The sequence below is a fragment of the Nocardiopsis synnemataformans genome (assembly GCF_965343085.1).
In the GTDB taxonomy this organism is placed as follows: Bacteria; Actinomycetota; Actinomycetes; order Streptosporangiales; family Streptosporangiaceae; genus Nocardiopsis; species Nocardiopsis alborubida.
Genome location: NZ_CBDRFA010000005.1, coordinates 33984 through 54579, shown reverse-complemented (window position 1 = coordinate 54579; position 20596 = coordinate 33984). Strand labels below are relative to the sequence as shown.

Below are 20596 nucleotides of genomic sequence, written 5' to 3'. Positions count from 1 at the left end.
GAACCCCGTGGCATGGACGACCTTCCGCCTGATGGTGACTACGCCGCTGTTCAACGGTGACGACCCCACAACCGGGCTGCACGCCTCCTCCCTACGCGGCACGATGCACCACTGGTTCCGGGCCCTGGCCGCCACCCGCGCGGGCAACGACGTCACGGCACTGGCCCGGGCCGAGCAGGCGGTGTTCGGCAGCACCCGCCGGGCCAGCCCGGTGCGGATACGCCTGTCCGGGCAGCCCACCGGGAACATGCTGGTCAAACCCGGGCCTAGCACGCTCATCAGCGGCGACCACGGCAAGTGGGTGGGCTACCTACTCGGGCAGGGACTCACCCGGTACGACAGCTCGACCAAGAGGGTGCTGCTCACCCGCCCTTACACACGGCCGGGCCACTCCTTCGTCCTGCGGATCGGCTTCAGCGGGAACGAGGAAGTGGATGCGCTGTTCCTGGCCTCCCTGTGGCTGGCCTGCACCTATGGGGGGTTCGGTGCGCGCACCCGCAAGGGTTTCGGCGGCGTCCGGCTCACCCACGAGGACGGCGACGATCTGCCCGGCCCGTGGCGAGAGCACAGCCCCAACACCCCTCGGCTGGCCCACTACCAGGAGTTGGACCACCTGCCCCTGACCGGACCGATCAGGGAATGTGCCGACCTGCTGTGGAAGGTCATGCCTGTCCCAGCGGATGACGCCCATGGCCGGGCGCCCGTCTACCCGGCGCTGGGACAGGACAACACCACCGCGGTCCTGGGCGGGCCGCACGGTGACACGTGGCAGGAGGTGGCGACTGAGAGCGGTGAGCTGTACCGGCGGTTCCGCGCCAGCAGGGACCACCCGCACACCAAGAAGAACTACGAGCCGAAGATCAAGACCCCCGAACACCACACGGTCGTCCATGGCCGGGACACACGCTTCCCTCTGGGAGCGCTCGGGCTGCCGGTGAACTACCAGAGCGACGCCGTCGTGAACGTCTTCCAGGACGGGGAACACGCACGCCGGGCCTCGCCGCTGTGGCTGCGGTTCGTCGGAGGCGAAGGGGAGGAGGTCCGGCTGTTCTCCTTCGCCTTCCTCAACCCGTTCCTGCCCAAAGGCGGCGGAGTGCGGGTGCGGGCGGAGGGTCGTGCCATCAAGCCCGACGGGAGCAGGACCGTGACGGTGGAGGACACCGACGTGCGTGACCGGGTGGGCGCGTGGCTCAAGCTGACACGTATACCCGTCGGACCTGGTTCTGATCAGGAGTGAGCGGAACTGGCGGTGGGCGTGTACAGGAGTCGGTACGCGGGGCCCGAAAGCCTGGTTTGTGTGCAAGGCGTTGTTGCAGTTAGAAGCCTTTCGTAGGACTAATGTGATGCACGGCACGTGCCTTGAAGAGCTCGGAGGGGTGGTTGCGTGCAGAGGTGGTGTAGCGCCGCAGGTCGGGGGCCATGAAAACGGGGAAGGGTTCCGAAGGACGTCGAAGCTCGAGGGGCACGAGAAGAGGGAAAGCCTGTCAGCTATCCCTTTTCTTGCTCATCTCATCCAGCGGAACAGTCCGTCATCTGGATCTGAAGCGATTACCGGGCCCTCACCCTCGGCATTGCGGGCACAGGACCGGCGGGCGACTGCGTTTGAGACGGGTGAACGTATTCCCGTAGTCGCGGCAGGTGCGCTCTCCGGGGGCGCAGCAGGGGCTACACCGTTTCCGGTTGCCCTCCTCCGGTTGCCCCTGTCGTCCCGCCTGCTGTGACAGCAGCGCTGTGCTGCGGCGGTTCGAACCGGGGGAGCGGGTGCCGGTGCGCCTGACCGCTGGGCAGGACCTGCTCGGCCAATGGTGTGAGGTGAAGTTAGCGTTGGGGCGGGGTTTTTCGCGGGATGGTCGAGGTTGGTCATTTCTGGTCTGGCTAGTAGGTCTCGTGGAGATAACGCCCCGCGTTGTCGCAGGTCGTTAAGCGTGAGCCCCGCGCACGCGGGGATGGACCGATTCCGGCATCGACCGTGACCGGCCACGCGATGTGAGCCCCGCGCACGCGGGGATGGACCGTGCTTCAGGAACAGCGTAGCCATTTCGGACTTGTGAGCCCCGCGCACGCGGGGATGGACCGCCCTCTTCCATCCGCGTTTCCAGCGCCGCCAGTGAGCCCCGCGCACGCGGGGATGGACCGGCCTGTGCCGCAGACGCCGAGCACGGCCGCGGGTGAGCCCCGCGCACGCGGGGATGGACCGCTCTCCCACCTAGGGGCCTGCGCATCCGGCCGGTGAGCCCCGCGCACGCGGGGATGGACCGGACATCCTCGCCGAGGCCCGTGAGGCGGTCGCGTGAGCCCCGCGCACGCGGGGATGGACCGCTCCGCGAGATGGAACGGCGCCGGGGTCACGAGTGAGCCCCGCGCACGCGGGGATGGACCGGGACTCGCACATCCTGCGTCGACTCATCGACGGTGAGCCCCGCGCACGCGGGGATGGACCGGTCGCCACCGTCGAGCACCCAGAGCCGACCGGGTGAGCCCCGCGCACGCGGGGATGGACCGGCCGGGCGCGTGCTCTCCCAGCCCAACTACGAGTGAGCCCCGCGCACGCGGGGATGGACCGCCGACCGGGGGCAGCAGGCGCGCCCAGTACTTGTGAGCCCCACGCACGTGGGGATGGACCGAGGTCCGGCTCCTGCGCGGCCCCCTATGGTTGGTGAGCCCCACGCACGTGGGGATGGACCGGTGAACAGTGACTGCTCAGCGGTGATGGGTGTGTGAGCCCCACGCACGTGGGGATGGGCCGTGAGCCGGGGGCCGTCGTAGCGGCCCGGACCCGTGAGTCCCACGCACGTGGGGATGGACCTCCGCGGTGACGTCCCCGGCGGGGCCGCCGTCGGTGAGCCCCGCGCACGCGGGGATGGACCGGACCTCATGAACCACAAGCCTTACCGGGTGGTGTGAGCCCCGCGCACGCGGGGATGGTCCCGAACCCGGCGCTGCCACGGCCGCGACAGGATTGGCCCATAATCAAACAAACGTTCGAGAACCATGGCGGTCCGACCACGCCGTCGTTGAGCGCGCACGTGCTTCTCCTCGAAGGTGGCAAGGTGCTGATGGTGCGCCGCTCCTCCGGCAACGTCTACGCCCCGGGGATGTGGCACGCCAGCGTGGCTGGGAAGGTCGAGGCGGGGGAGGACGTCGTCACCGCGGCGGTGCGTGAGTGCGAGGAGGAGCTCGGCGTTCGGATCTGCCCCGCGGACCTGGAGTTCGCGCACGTGCTCCACAGTCACGAGGACGACGGCTGGGTGCACTTCTTCTTCGTGTGCAGAAGCTGGGACGGCGCCGTCGCCAACCGCGAACCCCACAAGCACGCCGAACTCGCCTGGTTCCCCGCCCACCAGCTCCCTCGGGACACGGTCGGCTACTGCGCCCAGGTCATCGCCCACTTCCTGCTCGGCGAGCCCTTCTCCCACCACCAGACCCCCACCTTTCCCCACCCGGCAGCAGTCCGCAGCACAAGAGGCGGTGTTGGGCGATGCCGGGGCATCCGGATCCCTGGACCGTCTCCTTGAGGAGATCGCCCAGGAACGGCGACGCCAACAGAGCCTGTACGGCATCCAGAACCTGCCCGCGGGGGCCGGGCTAGAGCACAGCGCCCAAGCCACACGGGCCAAGGCCCGGGTTGACCAGGCCGGGGCCGATCTGACCTGGTGGGACCTGGCTTATGAGGAGCTGTGTGAGGCCCGTGCCGCCGCCACCGATGAGGAGTTGCGCGCCGAACTTATCCAGACCTGTGCGGTGCTGGTGCAGTGGACCCAGTCCGCCCTCCGCCAGTCCCGCCCTGCTGTCCGGTTCGACTGCTGAAACCCCGAGGTGCACACAAGAGCCCTTGGCTCTGGCAGATCGACTTTCCACCAGGGTGTCCACCTGGGTCGGGCCGATGAAGAGTGGTTCCACGGCTTAGATAGCGCCGCCTGCGCGAGAGGACGGGTGCCTCAGACGACGGCATGTCCGCGGATATGGGCTGTGCCGCGTTGTCGGGCGGCCCGGTAGAGCCTGTGGAGTACGTCGTAGGCGCCTTCGCGTGAGCAACTGGGAGATGTTGACCAGGGGCATGAGCGCCATGACGGCGGTGTCGCCAGTGAGGTACTCGGCGCCGGCGAAGACGTGGTGCTGTCTCCAGCACAGGTCCGCGGCCAGGCCGGGCATTCCAAGGTCGGAGGCGACCAGGGCGGCGTAGTTGAGGACCCCGCTGGCGCGGGTCACCAGGTCGTGGTGGCTCGCGCCAGCGGGCTCGACGGCCAGCCCTGTGAGGTGGTTGATGCGCTCGTTCAGTGGTAGCGCAGGGGCTTTGGGGCGGCGCACCAGCGGGATACGACTGGCGATCAGGGGATCATCGTCCTAGCTCCGGCGCGGCCAGTCGATGACCAGGCGGCTGTGGGGCTTGTCGATGACCAGCCGCGGGTCGGTAGCCATCAATTTGGTGCGGGCCGCACCGACTGCCATGCGGAAGGTGGGGGCGGGCGCGCTGTTGCCCCAACCGGAGTCCCAGGCACCGACCTCGGTGACGACCTGCTCGGTGAGTTCGGCGGCGCACGGACCATGGCCGATGACGCCGATCTCCCAGAACCGGCCCTGGTCGTCCTCGCCTTCGCGGATGGTGAAGTAGGCCAGGCTGCCACCGTCCAGGGCTGCCATCGCGCCCCAGCCGAAGTGCGGGGCGAAGCCGGGACGGGAGCCGGGCATGCGGGACAGCCCGTTGGGCAGCACGCAGGCCAGGTACAGGTACAGCCACTCCCAGTTTCCATCCCCGCGCAGTTTCACTCCGGTGTAGACCTTGGTCTGCTCCTGGTCCAGCACGGTGCGCAGCGCCTCGTGGTCCACGTCCTGCTCGCTGAAGGTCTCCAGGTGCACGTTTCCTTCACCGGTCATGGTCACGCGGGTGTAGATGTCGTCACACACGCCCTTGCGCAGGGGCACGAACGTGGCCATCTCGCACGAGGTGGTCTTCCAGGTGTCGCCGTCGCGTTCGAAGGCGAAGCTGCGGGAGATGCTGCCGCGGATCCGCATCGGCAGGACCAGGCGTCCGTCGGGAGCGAGCTGTTCCAGGAGCTTCACCGGGACGTCACCGGCGCCGACGGTGAACTGGATGCGGTCGAAGGGTGCGTGCTCGGGCAGCCCAGCCGCGCCGTCGGCCAGCACCACGCTCACGTTCGAAGCTCCGGCAGCGGCGAGGTTCGCATGGGCGTTGTCGACGAGGTCTTGGTCGATGTCCATGGTCCACACGTGACCCTGGGGGCCCACCAGACGGCCCAAGAGCGCCGCGTTGTAGCCGGTGGCTGCTCCGGCTTCCAAGACCCTGTGGCCGGGTTCGGCGCCCAGTTGCTCCAGCTGGGTGGCCACGATCGAGGGCGCGGAGATGCAGGAGATCATCGTGTCCGTCTCGTCGTGCTTGATGGGCACGGCGTCCTCGACGTAGGCGGTTTCAGGGTCGACGCCGGGCAGGAACCGGTGGCGTTCGGTGGCCTGGAAGGCGGCGATGACCTCCGGGGAGCGTAGGCGGCCGGTGTCGGCCAGGCGGGTCACGAGTGCTCGGCGCAGCTCGGCGGGGTCGGTGGCGGAAGTCGCGGAAGTCAGGGTGTTCTCCATTCGGTTCAAGGTAGAGCTCGGTGAGGCCGATGTTCGGGTGGACACGTCGGCCTCCTGTAGGTCGGCGAAGGCGATGTGATGACCCAGCCAGGCGGTCGCGGCCTGCTCGTCGGCGGGAACCCCGGCGCGGTTGAAGGCGAAGACCATGTGGTGGGCCAGGACCCCGCGCAGACCGCGTGTGAGCTGCCCGCGGTCGGCCAAGCCCCTGAGCTGGTGTCCGGCGTCGATGAAGGCGTCCACGCGTTCGGCCCAGCCGGGTTCGGCGTTGGGCCGCGCAGCGGCGTCGGCGTTCATCAGACGACGCAGGGCCGAGACCGCCTCCTTAAGCGCGGGCCCGGTGGGTGGGGTCACGGGTGGGCGCAGGGAACCGAGCTTGGCCCAGGCGTCACCAGGTGAGCTCCACACACGTGGAGATGGGCCATGGCAGGAGGATGTTTCGTACCGGGCCGCCTGAGACTCGGCGTGCTCACGGCGAGGACAAACCAGGAGTTAGGAAGGCCCTCAACCAGCGAGGATGACTTCCTCGATACCCAGGCGCCTGGTCAACCCGACAGCTTGGGTACGGATGGAAGGCCGGGCCTGGCGTAGAACTCGCCGTAGCGTGTCGTGCGCGTCGCTGTTGTAACGCAGGTCCTCCGCGCCGGTCGTCTCCGCCTGCAACAGGTACAGCATCGCCGCCCCGGGGTCGAAGCGGAGGATGTGGCCACGCGCCAGGTCCAGGGACCACGTGGTGTGGCGTTCACGGGAGGCGAGGGGAGAGGTGTCGATCCGGTCCGCCAGGGTCAGAGCCGACGCGGCCTGACCGTCCTCCAGTTCGATACTGACCGCGTGCAGGGCCACGTTGGAGGGACCGAAACAGGTCCTCCCCACGTTGGTCTCACCGGTCTTCTCGGCCAGGGGCGCCGCCTGGTCGTTGATCCATTCCAACGCCGTGAACTTGTCCCCTGAGCGGGCCTGGGCTACCGCTGCTGTCAGCCACAAGGCACCTCTGATCGCTCCGGCACCACGGTTCTGGGTCGAGGACACCTGGGAAATGGCGTCGAGCGCGACCTCCTGCGCGGCGCCGTGCTCTCCAAGGGCGAGGAGGGCGTGACTGCTGTTCCAGCGAGCTGTCGCCAGCCGAACGGGATCGCACGATCGCTCGGCCGCGCGGATTCCCCGGTCAGCTGCCAGGAGTGCGAGCTCCTTACGGTTGGTCCTGCGTGCCACGGTCCGCAGGAGCCCGTAGGCATCAGCGGCCAGACGCTGGTCGTCCGAATCTGTGGATTGAGAGCAATACTGGGTAACTTCCCTGATCAAAGGCGCGATGAGAGGAAAGATGCGACTGTAGCGATCCGGTGCCCCCTGCCATACATTCCATGCGTGATCGACACGTTCACGCAGATCAGAAAGCCGAAGCCCCTGTTGACCCCTATCTGTGGAACTCGCGTGGAGGGCATGATGCAGGTCCGAAGCGAGTTGGTCCTCTGCCGGCACGTCAGTGGGTTCCTCGGTTCCGGTGAGGAGCTGCGCCACCGGGACCGAAAGAGCTGTGGCCAGGGCTTCGACCGTGTCGAGTGACGGAGTACGGTTCCCACGTTCTATCTGGCCGACGTATTCGGGGTTTAGCCCAGCAAGCCCCGCTATGACCGCTTGGGACTTGCCCTGGCGCGAACGGTGCCATCGCAACCGCCGTGCGAACGTCTTCCCCAGAGACATCGGTAAGCCCTTCACGGTGGAGCGTGGATGAGGAGCCCATAGTAGAACGGCCTCCCCGGCTGTCGACCCCTTCTTCCCCATTCGGAGACATGATGTCCAATCACCTGTTCGTACTCTGGGACGTCGACCACACCTTGCTCGAAACGAGGGGTGTCGGCAGCAAGGTTTTCGCCGAAGCGTTCGAAATCGCAACCGGTCAGCCCATGTCCGCTGGTATGGCCACAGCCTTGGGCCATACCGAACCAGTCCTCCTGGAGGAGACCCTCCACCTCAACGGCATACGGTGCCCGGACGAAGGCCTCTTCGAGCGCTTCGCGCGGGCGCAGGTCGCTGCCTACCGCCAGCACGCGGAGGAGCTGCGGATGCGGGGACGCATTCTGCCCGGGGTGGAACGAACACTGGAAGCGCTGGGTCATCAGCCGAACATCATCCAGAGTGTGCTCACGGGGAACACCAGAGGTGCGGCCGAGGTCAAGCTTGCCGTGTTCGGGCTCGACCGTTGGCTCGACCTCGACATCGGTGCTTACGGAGACGACGACGTGAACCGGTCCGCTCTTGTCGGTTTCGCACGCCAGCGGTCCGAGGCCAAGCTCGGAGAGGCCTTTCCGGCTTCCGACATCATTCTCATCGGGGACACTCCTCGGGACGTTGAGGCCGGACACCTCGCAGGTGTGCGTGTCATCGGGGTTGCCTCGGGGGCGAGTCCTGTTCAGGAACTTCAGAGCGCGGGAGCCGACTACACGATCGAATCCCTGGATGAAACAGACATATTCGACATCCTCTCTGCGTTTCTTTGGTTCTCGTGAAGCAGCGTCATCTTCCTTCGGCGCCCTCTGAAGCCAAGCAGACCGAACATCATTACACCGCTAAGGATTTCACACAAGCAGCCTTTGTTTTGCCTGGTTGCTCGGTTTCCTAGCTCTGCGCTAGGCCCTGCTGGTGGCTGGAAGGAACACAACGGAATCTCCGTAATGTTGCTCGTCCCCTACACCGGATGTCCTTTCTACGCACCGGGTGTCGGGTCCCGCTCTGCCAACCCCCAGAAACTTGACGGAGAGCCATGGACGAGATCGAAATTGACGGTCTGCGACTGCGCTGTGTCATCGGCTGTAGCGACGAGGAACGCCGTGACCGCAGCGACGTGGTGATCGATCTGCGCATCCGGACGAACACGCGCCAGGCCGCGCGCAGTGATCGCCTGGAGGACGCGTGGAACTACCGCACCCCCACCAAGGCGATCATCCGTGCGGTACAGGCCGAACACGCCTGGAACACCGTCGAAGCGCTGGCCACCGAGATCGCCCGCATCGTCGTCATCGACCACGGCGCACCCCACGTGAGGGTGCGCGTCCACAAACCCGGTGCCCTGCGGTTCGCCGACAGTGTGGGTGTGGTGATCGAGCGAGCCCCGCAGGATTTCCACTCCCCGTTCACCGGGCAGGCCTCGCGGCCCGAGGCGGTGACCGTATGAGCGCCGAAACCGTCAGGAGCGGCGGACCATCGTGCGGTGAAGGAGGCGGATCCGCCGTTGACGTGACGCGAGCGACCAGTGCCGCAGCCGCGTTGCTTACCGCGTTTGGGCTGGACGTGTCCGCCGAGTCGACCAAACGCACTCCGGAGCGGATGGTCAACGCCTACCGCGAACTGCTCACCCCCCGCGAGTTCGACCTGACCACGTTCCCCAACGACGAGGACTACGACGAGCTGCTCCTTCAGCGCGACATCTCTTTCGTGAGCCTGTGCGAGCACCACGCCCTGCCCTTCACCGGTACGGCCACGGTCGGCTATCTGCCGGGGGACAGGATCGTTGGGTTGTCGAAGCTCGCCCGGGTGGTGGAGTTGTTCTCGCGCCGCCCCCAGGTGCAGGAGCGTCTGACCAAGCAGATCGCCGTGTGGTTGGACGAGCACCTCTCCCCCAAGGGGGTAGGTGTGGTGCTGCGCGCCGAGCACACCTGCATGACGCTGCGCGGAGTCCAGGTCCCGGGGACCACGACCGTCACCTCGTCCCTGCGCGGCGAGATCCTGAACGACGAGCGCACCCGGGCCGAGTTCTTCGCGCTGGGAGGTGCCGCGCGGTGACCGCTGCCCTGGATCCGCTCGTGGTCGGGGTGGGCTCCAACCTCGACCCCGCCCGCCACGTCGCCGCGGCCCTGGACACCCTGCACCAGCGCGCGCTGGTGGTGGACACCTCCGCCGTCTACCGCTCCCCGGCGATCGGCCTCCCACTGGGAGCTCCGGACTTTCTCAACCTCGCCGTCCGCCTGCGGTGGGAGGGGACACTGTTCGAACTCAAGGCGCTGTTGGAGGAGACCGAGGCCGAACAGGGGCGCCAGCGGGAAGCAGGACCGTGGGCCTCGCGCACCCTGGACCTGGACATCCTGACCGCCGGTCATCTCCACGGACGGGTCGGTTCCTTCACCGTGCCGCATCCCGACATCGAACGGTTCGCGCACGCCGCGGTACCGCTGGCCGAACTGACGGGTGAGCACATTCACCCGCGCCTGGAGGTGTCCTATGCCGACCTGGCCGCGCGCCTGGACGCATCTCACCTGGAGCGGGTCGACTCGCTCGCGGACGGGGTGATGACGTGATGGCCTGGGGGACGCGAGCGATGGCGATCGTGTGCGTGCCCTGTCGGCGTCGGGGAGGCCACTTCGTACCGACCTCCGAGTTGGTGCTGGCCTCCCTGGACGGTACCGAGCAGCGTCATCCGGTGTTCCAGTTGGCCGAGCTGACGCGTTCACCTCGTACGGTCCGCGAGCTGCGTCGACGCGGGGTCGAGGAGATTCTCGTCGTGGTCGATGACCTGGCGGTGTCCCGTAGCTGGATGCTGCCCCCTGGTGCGACGGCGGTCGCCGATCTGTGGCCAGAGCTGCGTTCCTCGCTCACTGCGGTCCTGGACGGAGGTCCGATCTCCTGTCGGGTCGCGCTGTGGTCGCGGCTGACGGCGGGGGAGGGTTGCGACTACGAGAGCGAGGTGGCGCCCCTTGCTCACCGGTGCCGTGTCAGTGCCGGTCCCATGGACAGCGCGCTCCGCCGCGCCTTCGGAGGCGAGATCGCCAAACGGCGCCGGTTCGAGCGAACGACGGGCCGGGGAGACGGCGAGGAGGCGATGCGTCGGCGTGCAGCCGACCAGGTCGCCAACTACGCAGCCCAGGGCAAGCTCCTGTGCGAGTGGGGCCTGGGCGCCTACCTGGCCTGGACCGCCGAGGAGATTGCCCTCATGAGCGCGGCTGATCCCGGTTTCATCACCCTGGTTTCGAAGGACACCTACGGTGCGGCCCGGCCGGAGGGGCAGGAACCATGGGACGCCTTCCCGCCGGACTTCAGCGAACTCAGGGAGGAATTGCGGCTCTACGCCGACGACCTGCGCCGCACCCCGGGCGCGGTACGTCCTGAATTGGCCAGCGCTCTCCTGGTTGCCGTAGCCCAGCTCCTGGTCCGAGGCTCCCAGGGCTCGGCCGCACGTCAGATCCGGGCGTTCAACCGTGTCCTGTCCGGTGGACAGCTCAACCGGGCCCGGGCGGAGGAGCTGTTGGAGGAGGCACTGCGTGTTCCCCTCCGGCCAGGCTGGGAGACGGAGCAGACAGTCAAGAAACTGTTCTGCCAGCTGGCCTCCCGGTATACCGACGCCGAGGCCGACGCCGAATACGCCCGGCACATGGGCATCGTCCACGACTTGGGCCAACGGCTTCCTGCGGGCGCGCGGGAACGTGTGGCATTGGCGCTGACCGGCTCCCTGCCTCTGGCACCCGAGGGTGTTTGGCACCCGTTCCTCAGTGACATCGACGTCATGCCGCTGTTCTCCACACCGCCCTCCGCGGGCCTGCTGACGGCGGTACGCGCCGCCTACGCGGCCACCCCCCGACCGCCGTGGCTGTACCTGAACGAGGGAGCCAAACAAGGCCTGGCCGGTCTCACCCACGACCCAGCCCAAGGCCTATTCGTCGCCTACCGGCTCCACACGCTGACCCACACCGAGTACGGCAAGCTCTCCCGGCTCGTCGCCCCGATGCGTCACGTCGGCGGATCACCTGCGGTGTACACAGACTTCGTCCACGCCCACCGGCGTCAACGGCGCGCCCGCGCCCAGCACACGAACGAGGGCGCCGGTGTCGGGTGAGCGACGGTGGGCCCTCGTCACCGGGGCGGCGCAGCGCACGGGCGCGCACCTGGCCCGTGGGTTGGCCGCCCACGGGTACGGGCTGCACCTGCACGCCCACACCAGCGACCCCGCGCCGCTGGCCAGGGTCCTGCAAGCGGAAACCGGGGTTCCTGTGCGCACCCACCGCGTGGACCTGGCCGACACCGAAGCGGTGCGCTCCTGGGCGCACCGTCTGCGTACGGGACCGTGCCCTCCGCACCTGGTGGTCAACAACGCCTCCCCGTTTCCGCCTCCGCACGGAATCGATGACCTCGGCCTTCTGGAGGAAGGGCTACGGGTCCACCTGTTCGCCCCGGCCGTCCTACGAGCAGCTCTGCCCGATGAGGACGGGCACGTGGTGAACATGCTCGACGCCCGCCTCGCCCTACTGGACGGCACCAGACCCGGATACGAGGTGTCCAAGTACGCCCTGGCCGCCCACACCCTCCTGGCCGCCCGGCGCCTGGCCCCGCACGTGCGCGTCAACGCCATCGCCCCCGGCCTGCTGCTGCCTCCGCCCGGCCGCGACGAAACCCACCTGCGCGAACTGGCCCGCCAACGCAGCCCGTTGGGACGCCCCGCACGGCCCGCCGACGTCGTCGCCGCACTGCTCTTCCTGGAGAAAGCGGTCTCGGTCACCGGACAGATCATCCACGTCGACTCCGGCGAACACCTCGGCTGAACGGGCCGGTCACCGTGGCAGACTTGACACATCCCCGGAACTCAGACCAGGGATGACTACCGACAAAAGGTAAGGAATGTTGTGACAGGGGACATCGGAGACGATCTCGGGCAGCGTGTCGTTGCTGCCGTCAGCGCCGCGTTCGACGTGGCCTGCACGGTCGAGCAGGCGGTGGTCCGACCCTCCCAGCGCGAGGGCGTGGACTACCAGGTCAACGCCGCGATGGCGCTGGCCAAGACCCTGCGACGACGTTCCCGCGAGGTCGCCGACGAGATCGTCGCCCACCTCGACCTCGGTGACATGGCCCAGAGCGTTGAGGTCGCCGGACCCGGGTTCATCAACATCACCCTCTCCGACACCTGGCTGCAAGAGCGCGCCGAGGCCCTGGCCGCCGACCCCCGGCTCGGCTATCAGCCCGGAGCCCCGCGACGCGTCATCATCGACTACTCCTCGCCGAATATGGCCAAGGAGATGCACGTCGGCCACCTGCGCTCCACCATCATCGGTGACGCGCTGGTCCGCTTCCTGGAGTTCGCCGGACACGAGGTGATCCGCCAGAACCACCTCGGGGACTGGGGAACGCCGTTCGGCATGCTCGTGGAGCACCTGGTCGACGAGGGCCTTGACGAGCAGCACTTCAGCATCAGCGACCTCAACGTCTTCTACCAGCAGGCGCGGGAGAAGTTCGACAACGTCGAGGGGTTCGCCGACCGGGCCCGCGCCCGCGTGGTCGCCCTCCAGGCCGGAGACGCCGACACCCTGACCCTGTGGGAGCGGCTGCTCACCGAGTCCAAGCACCACATCGAAGCCGTCTACGACCTGCTCGGCGTCAAGCTCACCCCTGAGGACTACAAGGGCGAGAGCTCCTACCAGCCCTGGCTCAACGACGTCGCCGACGAACTCACCCGCCGGGGCCTGGCCCAGGTCAGCGAAGGCGCCCTGTGCGTGTTCCTCGACGGCTTCACCGGCCGCGAGGGCAACCCGCTGCCGCTGATCGTGCGCAAACGCGACGGCGGGTTCGGCTACGACGCCACCGACCTGGCCACCATCCGCTACCGCGCCCAGGACCTCAAGGGCGACCACCTCATCTACGTGGTCGGCTCCCCGCAGGCCCAGCACTTCGCGCTGATCTTCACCGCCGCACGCAAGGCCGAGTGGATCAGTGCGGAGACCGCCACCACCCACGTCGGGTTCGGCAGCGTCCTGGGTGAGGACGGCCGGATCCTGCGCACCCGCGCCGGAGCCTCCCTCAAGCTCACCGACCTGCTGAACGAGGGCGTGGAACGGGCCGCCGCGATCGTCGCCGACCGCACCGACCTGACCGAGGCGGAGCGTGCCGAGATCGCCCGCGCGGTCGGCATCGGCGCCATCAAGTACGCCGACCTGTCCACTGACCGGGTCAAGGACTACCAGTTCAACTGGGACCGGATGCTGGCCATGGACGGTAACACCGCCGTCTACCTCCAGTACGCGCTCGCACGCATCCGCTCCATCATGCGCCGTGCCGAGCAGGCACCCGCGCTGGGTGCTGCGGTGGTCCTGACCGAGCAGGCCGAGCGCGACCTGGTGTTGGCGCTGTCGCGCTTCCCCGGCGCGGTGCAGACCGCCTTGGACCACCTCCAGCCGCACCGGTTGGCCACGTACCTGTTCGAGCTGGCCACGCAGTTCAGCTCGTTCTACGAGAACTGCCCAGTGCTCAAGTCCGAGGGACAGGTCCGTGATTCTCGGCTCGCGTTGGCCGCGCACACCGCGGCCGTGCTGGAGCGGGGCCTGGACCTCCTCGGTATCGAGGCGCCCCAGCGGCTGTAGCGCGGACAGGGCGGATGCGGTCACCGCATCCGCCCTGCCGTGTGGTGGGAGTGCCGGGCCTCATCCGCGCCAGTCGAGGACCTTGGCAACGCGGTGGCGTCGAGGGCGTAGGGGTACCGGTGGCCGTGGAGATGGCGTTCTTTGGCCCAGAGGTCGAGGTCGATGTAGGCCGGGTCATCAGCGGAATTGGGGAGATCGGGGGATCGGCGGCCATCCTGGTGTGCTCCAGCGGTCATGAGAGCATGGTGTGAGGCGAAGTTAGCGCCGGGGCGGGACTTTTCGCGGGGTTTTTGAGGAGATGGCTGAGGTCGGCCATTTCTTAACTGGCCAGTAGGTCTCGCGGAGATAACGCCCCACGTTGTCGCAGGTCGTTAAGGTGAGCCCCGCGCACGCGGGGATGGACCGGCCGGACCGGCACCGGAGGCGCCGCGGCCGGAGTGAGCCCCGCGCACGCGGGGATGGACCGGCCGGACCGGCACCGGAGGCGCCGCGGCCGGAGTGAGCCCCGCGCACGCGGGGATGGACCGACACGCCATCCGGCCTCTGCCAGCACATGCCCGTGAGCCCCGCGCACGCGGCCCTCTCTGTCAGTTTGGGATGGACCGGAGCCGCCTAGTACTACATAGCTAGATCTGCATGACTTGCAGGCGCAGGCGCCGCTTGAAGTGGTGCCTGCGCGCTGCGGCCTGATGGGCACGCCGGTGGGCCGACCAGTAAAGCCCCAGCTCAACAGCCTGATCATCCTTGCCGATCAAGTTGAACAAGCGGCGGATCTCGCCCAGGGCCAGCCTGATCAGCCGGTGATGCGACCGCCGGGGTCGGCCTCCGCCGCTCTGGGATGGTTCGTGCCCTGATGCGGGACATGTGACCGCTCCTGCACAGGTGCGCGGCCCCCCTTTTTGGACTCGTGCCGCAAAACGGCGAGGAAAGCCAGGGCGAGCATCGCCAGGGTGACATGCCGATACCAGGCGGGATAGAGCCTGAACTGGTACTGGTCGAGTCCGGCTTCTTGTTTGGCGGCCTCGAAGCACTCCTCGATCGGCCACCTGGAGCCGATGACACGGACCAGTTCACACACGTCGTGGCCACGCGGGTTGTAGCAGTGGAAATACGCCACCTCCCCATCACCGGTGTTGCGGCGGAACACGTACTGGTGGCCCGTGGCGCCGGACTCGACCAGCGCCCAGTCATAGACACGAAAACCCTTCGCGCCGATTCCACACGAGCGCCTGTGCCAGGCGCTGGGCGCCAGATCGCGGGCGAGGAGTTCGACGGTGTCCTTGGAATACCTGCTCGTGCAGAACGAGGCACGGTCGGTGTTCTTGGGCACCGCCATGCAATAGGCGGTGTCCTCTTCTTCCAGGAAGGCGCGCAGGCCTGGGCTCTGGCCGAACTCCTCGTCAGCGGCGAACCACGCGAACGGCACAGCGGCCGCCATGGCCCGGCCGATCATGGCTTGGACCTGCTGCGGGCGGGTCGCGAAGGTCAGGTCCTGGGGCACGCGCGCCTCGGCCCGGCGCTGGGGGTTCTCGCACCAGGAAGCGGCGGGCATATAGAGTTCCCGGTCGATCAGGACTCGGTCGCCGGTGCTGTTGGCATAGGCGAGGAAGGTACCGATCTGACAGTTGTCGATCCTGCCCAGGGTGCCGGAGTACTGCCGTTGCACCCCTGCCGACTTCTTTCCCTTCTTCGCGAACCCTGTCGGGGTGAGCCCCACGCACGTGGGGATGGACCGCAGGCCTACGAAACTCTTCTGCTGGAGCCCCTGGTGAGCCCCACGCACGTGGGGATGGACCGCAGTAGCCGCACGTGAGCGGCTTTCGGGGAACGTGAGCCCCACGCACGTGGGGATGGACCGGGCCGCGAGCTCTCCCCGGAGGGCAAGGCCGCGTGAGCCCCACGCACGTGGGGATGGACCGGACGTGGTCGATGGTGACCTTGACGTCGGGGGGTGAGCCCCACGCATGTGGGGATGGACCGCGGGCGTCCTCCTCCTCCGGCTCCGCCGTGGGTGAGCCCCACGCACGTGGGGATGGGCCGCGGAAGCTGGCAGCGGTTCGGGCACGGCGCGACCCACTATCGGGCGTTCGCCGACGCCTACGGGTTCGGCGTGACCAGCTGGTCAGGTTACCCAGTGCTGCGTGATCTACGAGAGCTGCGGATGGTCGCCACGAACGCCCGCAAGGCCCACCATACGCCGGGCAGTCTTGCCGAGGTGCGCCGACGGATCACCGGGTTCCGTGAGGAAGCAGAGACGCAGTGGAGCATCCTGTGAGGCTTGGCTTCAGGAGGGGGCAACCCTACTGAACCTGCCTTCCACCGCGAACACACGATTAAGGAATGAGGGGACATGAACGAGATCGTCAAACAGAGCGCCCGTGCCCTCCTGCTCGACAGCGAGGGGCGACTGGTGCTCTTCAAACGCACCAAACCGGAACAGGAGCCTTACTGGACCTCTGTGGGAGGTCGGCTGGAGCCGGAAGACGCTGATGCCGAGGCAGCGCTGCATCGGGAGGTCCTCGAGGAACTCGGTGGAAAGATCGACCAGGTCCGCCAGGTCCTTCTCATCACCGACGACCTTCCCGGAGGCGTGGGCCTCCAGCACGTCTTTGTTGCCCGGTTGGTCTCCATGAACCTGACCCGCCGTACCGGGGCTGAGTTCACCGAGCCCGGACGCGGGACCTACGAGGTGGTCAGGGTTCCTGCCACACGCGCCGCCCTCTCGGAGGTCCGTCTCCTGCCATCCCGGCTCGCCGAGTTCGCCCAAGCGAACGTCCATGGCCTTCTGGCCCTGCTGAGCCAGATCGACGAGACCCGTGAGGGAGACGAGTAGGTTCCGTGACCGGCTTCGTCAGCCTCAACGGACCGGACAACAGCGGCAAGTCGACGCAGGTGCGCCTGCTGGCTGACAGGTGGGAAGGTTTCTGCGACCTGGGTCCCGTTCGTCGGCATGACCCGGTTCCGTGGATGCACATCTCTCGTCCGCTGGTCGGCCCCGCGTCTCGGGCTCCGCGCACGCGGAGGTGAAGGGACTTATGGTGAGTGGGTTTGCCCACCGGTCATCCAAGCTCTGCGCACGCGGAGGTGAGCCTGGGGTTGCCTTGGCTGCGAAGAGACTGGTGCTGTCTACGCGGAGACGAGGACGCCGCGCGGCTGGTCGCCCCTTAGCTCACCGGCCAGGGCGCCCGCATGGAAGGCGTCCCATTCGGCCTTGGTGTAGGTCAGGGTGGGGGCGTTGGGGATGGCGGTGTCGGTGAGGGTGAAGCCGCCGTCGTGGAGGAAGGTGGCGTGCAGGCGTCTGAAGACGGTTCTGCCGCTCACGACCTGGTCGAGGAAGTACTCCCAGTCGGCGTGGGGAACGGTGAGCGTGGGCCCGGCGGGGTTCTTGGTGTCACCGATCTCGATCACGCCCGCGTACGGGACCCGGACCTGGACACACCCTTGAGGGTTGGTGCTGAGACTCGACTTCACCCATGCCGTAGGCAGAACCCGGTTTTCCTGGGAGGGTCGACTCACTTCAGCTCCTTGAGGGTTTTGGCGAGGTAGTCCGTGGTGTCCTCGGGACTCAGCGCGATCTCTTCCAACCGCTTCAGCAGGAGCTTACAGCGGCGTACTTCGCGTGGTTTGAGCAGGAAGCTGTTGCCCGTGCTGCCCTCCGCGTGGGCGACCGGGGGCTGGTCCTGGAACTCCAAGAGGGCGACGTTCCCGTTCAGGCCGACGTGTGCCCCCAGGGAGAAGGGGAGCACCTGGATGCTGATGTGGGGCTTTGCCTGTTCCTCGATCAGGTGCTGGATCTGCTCCCGCATCACCTCGGTGCCACCGATCGGCCTCATGAGGGCCGCTTCCTCCATCACCACCGACAGGCGCAGAGGTGGTTCGCGGTCGAAGAGCTCCTTACGACGCATCCGGACGTCGACCAGGAGGTCTATGTCCTCCGGAGGCTTGCCGAAGGTGGCTCCATGAAGGACCGCGCTGGCATACGCCCGTGTCTCCAACAGACCATGGACGAGAGTGGTCTCGTAGGCGTGCACGGACACAGCATCGAGCTCAAGACCGATATAGGTGTCGAATCGGGGAGGTAGGACCTCGTCGTAGGCCTCCCACCAACCGGCTTCGGAAGCGTCGTCCAGGAGCCGGTGCAGTGACTCCCTCTCGCTGTTCTCCTCCACGTGGAACAGGTCCAGGAGCTTGTTGAGCTGCTCGGCGTCAGGGACGAGGCTGCCGCCCTCGAACTTGCTGATCGTAGAAGGCGCGCATCCGATGTTCGAGGCGACCCGAGCGCCGGTGAGCTTCCCGTCTGAACGCAGTTTGCGCAGGTGGGCACCGAGTTTTCGGCGCGCTGCAGCCGGGCTGCGCTGAGCTTCCACGTCGTTCCCCTCTTCCGTCCTCGCGGCTCCGATGACCGGTGGGCACGCCCACTCACCCTAAGTCTTAGGGCTTCCTGGACATGCCAAGATTCTTCCTAGCACTTGCCAGGAAAGTTCCGGGAATGCATTATGAGAGCGGTGAGCGTTCAGGTCGTCGCCTTCCGTGACGGATGTCGGGCTGAACACTCTCCGCCGGTGAGGGGCGTCGCCTGGAGAGTCCGGGTGAGTGAGACGTCACTCGAACTGGGGGTTCGCGCCGGCACGGTCCTGCTGAGTCAGCGCCCACCGTGCCCGTCGCCAGTCCATCCCTTCTCTCGGAAGGTCACGATGAGCAGCTTTGATGTACCGCGGCAACGGACGCCGTGGGATGACGACGGATCGGCAGCCCGTGCAAAGGACCTGCCCCGACGGGTATCCAACGGAAGGCGGGGGGTGCGGACAGCGATCTTCGGGTCGCTGCCCTCGCAGGTCCGACAGATGCGCGCGTGGTGCCGCAACGGGGTGTCCGTGGACCCGCTGCGGGCCCTGCGCGTGGAAGTGGTGGCCAGCGAGCTGGTGACCAATGCGCTGGCTCACTCAGCCTCGGGTCGGATGGGTGGACGCGTCCGGGTGGAGATGGAGCCGCTGACCGGGCAACTCGTACGTATCGCGGTCACTGACGACGGCCCGCAGCCGGGCCAGCCTGCTTGTCTCCCGCACCTGTCACCTGAGGTCGATGCTCTGGCGGCGTGCGGACGAGGGCTGCGCCTGGTGGACCGGCTGTCCGTGAAGTGGGGCTGGAATGGTGAGCCCGGCACAGCCCTGACCGTGTGGGCGCACATCGACCCCTACGCACCCGTTCCCGACACCGTCGGGGCCTGAGGGTCGTCGAGTGGGGTGGGATCGCAGTCAGGACGCCGCCCAGTACGAGGCCGCCCGTCTCCTGGAACAGCTACACGGCCGGTGGTGGGTGCTGTGGGGGCCGGGATCGCGCCGCTTCTTCGCCTTCCACCTCGGCCCGCACCGTGTTCCGCCGCTGAGAGCGGCCACGCCGCAACTGCTGGACGCGGCCATCCGCGCCACCGAGCGCGAACTTCGAGCCCTTCGACCGTGAGCGGGAAGCGCAGCCCTACCGGGGCCAATGACACCCGCTCACCCACATCAACCGAAAACAGCAGTGCCCCGACCGGTGCTTAGACCCACCGGACCGGGGCGCGATCAACCACCTGAGCCAACCAGGAGGAAGACCGTGGAACACCCTACCGGGCGACACCGTAGGCCCCGTCAGACTCTGGCCGGACGTGTGTGGGCGCTGACCGCCGCCGTGCTGGCCATCGCCCTGGCCTACGTGTTCATGCCCGAACATCCTCGGCAGCGACGTGCTGCGCTCACGCCGCCACCTCGCAGTCGGGAACTGCCGTCCCTACCCGCCAAGCGAGACCCCGTCCATGAGCCGCCGGACTTCCGTAGTGACCAGGTGTGGCGAACGAGTACGGCTCAGGCCTTCTCACATGGGCGGAGCGACCGCCACACACCGACACCCCGCCCCCGACTCGGAAACGAGACTGCCCCCTCGCTCGATTCAGACGCGGGCACGCTGGTTCGCCCCTACATGCCGCCGTTCCCGCGAATCCCGGTCGGTGACCTGCTGGCCGAGCCCATCCAGGAACAGACCGGTGACTTCGCGGACCTGGCCGCTGTCATCCGCGTCTACCTCGACAGGGTCGGGTGAGCACGATGACAACGACGCTCACTCCTGTCCCGGCTCCGGACCCGGTCCTGTCTCCTCCCCGGCGAGCTGCGACCTGGTGGGAACACCGCGCCTATCCATCGGACCTGGCACAAGCCCGCCAGGTACGCGCCGACCTGCGCACCGACCTGGCAGGATTCGATTCCGACCTGACAGACACCGTGCTGCTGTGCGCGGCCGAGCTGGCCGCCAACGCCGTCAAGTACGCCCCCGAGGGCCAGGAGTTCCTGCGGGCCCTCGCACTCCTGGACGAGCGAACGCTGTGGCTGGCCGTGGTGGATGAAGGAGGCGGCACCGGCCTTCCCCGTATCCCGGACGACCGGTCGGACGACGAGTGGTCGTTGGCCGAGGGGCAGCGCGGCCTGATGCTCGTCGACTCCCTCGCCCAGGCATGGGGCCACTACTCGGTGGGCCCTGGCAGCACTCGCCTGAGCCTCGGGGTCTGGGCGACCTTCCCGGTGCTACTCAACGAACGTCCCTCCGGGCTTCCGGGGTTCGTCATGAACAGTTGACCCGGCTCTGATCCTGGATCGCTGTGGGCGGCGCCTGTCACAGGCGCCGCCCACCGTCATGTC

At 67.6% G+C, this 20596-nt stretch carries 20 protein-coding genes, 2 pseudogenes and 2 CRISPR repeat arrays; of the genes and pseudogenes, 15 read left to right on the top strand and 7 right to left on the bottom strand.

The window, feature by feature from the left end; all coding sequences use genetic code 11:
• Positions 1-7 precede the first annotated feature (7 nt).
• From cmr1 to ACSIH6_RS03860, 3 genes are all read left to right on the top strand, one after another.
• Positions 8-1237, top strand: a complete 1230-nt coding sequence (cmr1, locus tag ACSIH6_RS03870) for a type III-B CRISPR module RAMP protein Cmr1 (RefSeq protein ID WP_435106639.1) — start codon at positions 8-10, stop codon at positions 1235-1237.
• Positions 1238-1925: 688 nt separating this feature from the next.
• Positions 1926-2929: direct repeats of the CRISPR family, unit length 29 nt; unit sequence GTGAGCCCCGCGCACGCGGGGATGGACCG.
• A gap of 85 nt (positions 2930-3014) precedes the next feature.
• Positions 3015-3515, top strand: a complete 501-nt coding sequence (locus ACSIH6_RS03865; protein ID WP_435106637.1) for an NUDIX hydrolase — start codon at positions 3015-3017, stop codon at positions 3513-3515.
• On the top strand, positions 3472-3807 hold the full coding sequence (locus ACSIH6_RS03860; protein ID WP_435106635.1) for a hypothetical protein: 336 nt from the start codon (positions 3472-3474) through the stop codon (positions 3805-3807). The genes ACSIH6_RS03865 and ACSIH6_RS03860 overlap by 44 nt, the downstream gene beginning before the upstream one ends.
• 537 nt (positions 3808-4344) lie before the next feature.
• Here the strand turns inward: ACSIH6_RS03860 and fxlM are convergent.
• Positions 4345-5943 (bottom strand): methyltransferase, FxLD system, encoded by a 1599-nt coding sequence (fxlM, locus tag ACSIH6_RS03855; protein WP_435106633.1) that lies wholly within the window; start codon positions 5941-5943, stop codon positions 4345-4347.
• A 150-nt stretch (positions 5944-6093) separates the two neighbouring features.
• On the bottom strand, positions 6094-6573 hold the full coding sequence (locus ACSIH6_RS03850) for a hypothetical protein (RefSeq protein ID WP_435106863.1): 480 nt from the start codon (positions 6571-6573) through the stop codon (positions 6094-6096).
• A 381-nt stretch (positions 6574-6954) separates the two neighbouring features.
• Between ACSIH6_RS03850 and ACSIH6_RS03845 the strand changes: the two genes are divergently transcribed.
• Positions 6955-7152, top strand: a complete 198-nt coding sequence (locus ACSIH6_RS03845; protein WP_435106861.1) for a hypothetical protein — start codon at positions 6955-6957, stop codon at positions 7150-7152.
• Positions 7153-7158: 6 nt separating this feature from the next.
• On the opposite strand, the pseudogene ACSIH6_RS03840 reads toward ACSIH6_RS03845, so the two are convergent.
• A pseudogene (locus ACSIH6_RS03840) lies at positions 7159-7290 on the bottom strand (helix-turn-helix domain-containing protein); the annotation flags it as partial.
• A 92-nt stretch (positions 7291-7382) separates the two neighbouring features.
• On the opposite strand from ACSIH6_RS03840, the gene ACSIH6_RS03835 reads away from it, so the two are divergent.
• From ACSIH6_RS03835 to argS, 7 genes are all read left to right on the top strand, one after another.
• The gene (locus tag ACSIH6_RS03835; protein ID WP_435106631.1) at positions 7383-8096 is read left to right on the top strand and encodes an HAD family hydrolase; all 714 of its coding nucleotides are present in this window, start codon (positions 7383-7385) and stop codon (positions 8094-8096) included.
• Positions 8097-8350: 254 nt separating this feature from the next.
• Positions 8351-8761 carry a dihydroneopterin aldolase gene (locus ACSIH6_RS03830; protein WP_435106629.1) on the top strand — a complete coding sequence of 137 codons (411 nt, stop codon included), beginning with the start codon at positions 8351-8353 and terminating at the stop codon, positions 8759-8761.
• On the top strand, positions 8758-9369 hold the full coding sequence (gene folE / locus ACSIH6_RS03825) for a GTP cyclohydrolase I FolE (protein WP_435106627.1): 612 nt from the start codon (positions 8758-8760) through the stop codon (positions 9367-9369). The genes ACSIH6_RS03830 and folE overlap by 4 nt, the downstream gene beginning before the upstream one ends.
• Positions 9366-9881 (top strand): 2-amino-4-hydroxy-6-hydroxymethyldihydropteridine diphosphokinase, encoded by a 516-nt coding sequence (gene folK / locus ACSIH6_RS03820; protein WP_435106625.1) that lies wholly within the window; start codon positions 9366-9368, stop codon positions 9879-9881. Before folE ends, folK begins: the two co-directional genes overlap by 4 nt.
• Positions 9882-9901: 20 nt before the next feature.
• Complete coding sequence (locus ACSIH6_RS03815) at positions 9902-11413, top strand: hypothetical protein (RefSeq protein ID WP_435106623.1); 1512 nt, start codon at positions 9902-9904, stop codon at positions 11411-11413.
• The gene (locus ACSIH6_RS03810) at positions 11403-12116 is read left to right on the top strand and encodes an SDR family oxidoreductase (protein ID WP_435106621.1); all 714 of its coding nucleotides are present in this window, start codon (positions 11403-11405) and stop codon (positions 12114-12116) included. Before ACSIH6_RS03815 ends, ACSIH6_RS03810 begins: the two co-directional genes overlap by 11 nt.
• Before the next feature lie 81 nt (positions 12117-12197).
• Positions 12198-13925, top strand: coding sequence for an arginine--tRNA ligase (argS, locus tag ACSIH6_RS03805; RefSeq protein WP_435106619.1), 1728 nt, complete (start codon positions 12198-12200; stop codon positions 13923-13925).
• A 626-nt stretch (positions 13926-14551) separates the two neighbouring features.
• Here argS and ACSIH6_RS03800 read toward each other — a convergent pair.
• Both ACSIH6_RS03800 and ACSIH6_RS03795 read right to left on the bottom strand, forming a co-directional pair.
• The gene (locus ACSIH6_RS03800; RefSeq protein WP_435106617.1) at positions 14552-14689 is read right to left on the bottom strand and encodes a hypothetical protein; all 138 of its coding nucleotides are present in this window, start codon (positions 14687-14689) and stop codon (positions 14552-14554) included.
• Between the two features lie 29 nt (positions 14690-14718).
• A pseudogene (locus tag ACSIH6_RS03795) lies at positions 14719-15615 on the bottom strand (IS701 family transposase); the annotation flags it as partial.
• Between the two features lie 16 nt (positions 15616-15631).
• A CRISPR array of direct repeats spans positions 15632-15965; the repeat unit is 29 nt; unit sequence GTGAGCCCCACGCACGTGGGGATGGACCG.
• Positions 15966-16275: 310 nt separating this feature from the next.
• On the opposite strand from ACSIH6_RS03795, the gene ACSIH6_RS03790 reads away from it, so the two are divergent.
• Complete coding sequence (locus ACSIH6_RS03790; RefSeq protein ID WP_435106615.1) at positions 16276-16758, top strand: NUDIX domain-containing protein; 483 nt, start codon at positions 16276-16278, stop codon at positions 16756-16758.
• 293 nt (positions 16759-17051) lie between these two features.
• Here ACSIH6_RS03790 and ACSIH6_RS03785 read toward each other — a convergent pair whose 3' ends face one another.
• Positions 17052-17396, bottom strand: a complete 345-nt coding sequence (locus ACSIH6_RS03785; protein ID WP_435106613.1) for a DUF397 domain-containing protein — start codon at positions 17394-17396, stop codon at positions 17052-17054.
• Positions 17397-17437: 41 nt separating this feature from the next.
• Entirely contained in the window at positions 17438-18292 is an 855-nt protein-coding gene (locus ACSIH6_RS03780) for a helix-turn-helix domain-containing protein (RefSeq protein ID WP_435106611.1), read from the bottom strand.
• A 432-nt stretch (positions 18293-18724) separates the two neighbouring features.
• Here ACSIH6_RS03780 and ACSIH6_RS03775 point away from each other — a divergent pair, with 432 nt between their 5' ends.
• The 3 genes from ACSIH6_RS03775 (at position 18725) to ACSIH6_RS03765 (ending at position 20533) form a co-directional block, all read left to right on the top strand.
• Entirely contained in the window at positions 18725-19153 is a 429-nt protein-coding gene (locus tag ACSIH6_RS03775; RefSeq protein ID WP_435106609.1) for an ATP-binding protein, read from the top strand.
• A gap of 10 nt (positions 19154-19163) precedes the next feature.
• A complete protein-coding gene (locus tag ACSIH6_RS03770; RefSeq protein ID WP_435106608.1) occupies positions 19164-19385 on the top strand; it encodes a hypothetical protein in 222 nt (73 codons plus the stop codon).
• A gap of 623 nt (positions 19386-20008) precedes the next feature.
• A complete protein-coding gene (locus ACSIH6_RS03765) occupies positions 20009-20533 on the top strand; it encodes an ATP-binding protein (RefSeq protein ID WP_435106847.1) in 525 nt (174 codons plus the stop codon).
• Positions 20534-20596: the final 63 nt, after the last annotated feature.

Excerpts from the sequence above, each read along its gene's own strand:
- ACSIH6_RS03835 (WP_435106631.1), top strand. The coding sequence starts at position 7,383 with ATGTCCAATCACCTGTTCGTACTCTGGGACGTCGACCACACCTTGCTC.
- ACSIH6_RS03830 (WP_435106629.1), top strand. The coding sequence starts at position 8,351 with ATGGACGAGATCGAAATTGACGGTCTGCGACTGCGCTGTGTCATCGGC.
- folE (WP_435106627.1), top strand. The coding sequence starts at position 8,758 with ATGAGCGCCGAAACCGTCAGGAGCGGCGGACCATCGTGCGGTGAAGGA.
- ACSIH6_RS03815 (WP_435106623.1), top strand. The coding sequence starts at position 9,902 with ATGGCGATCGTGTGCGTGCCCTGTCGGCGTCGGGGAGGCCACTTCGTA.
- ACSIH6_RS03790 (WP_435106615.1), top strand. The coding sequence starts at position 16,276 with ATGAACGAGATCGTCAAACAGAGCGCCCGTGCCCTCCTGCTCGACAGC.
- ACSIH6_RS03765 (WP_435106847.1), top strand. The coding sequence starts at position 20,009 with ATGACAACGACGCTCACTCCTGTCCCGGCTCCGGACCCGGTCCTGTCT.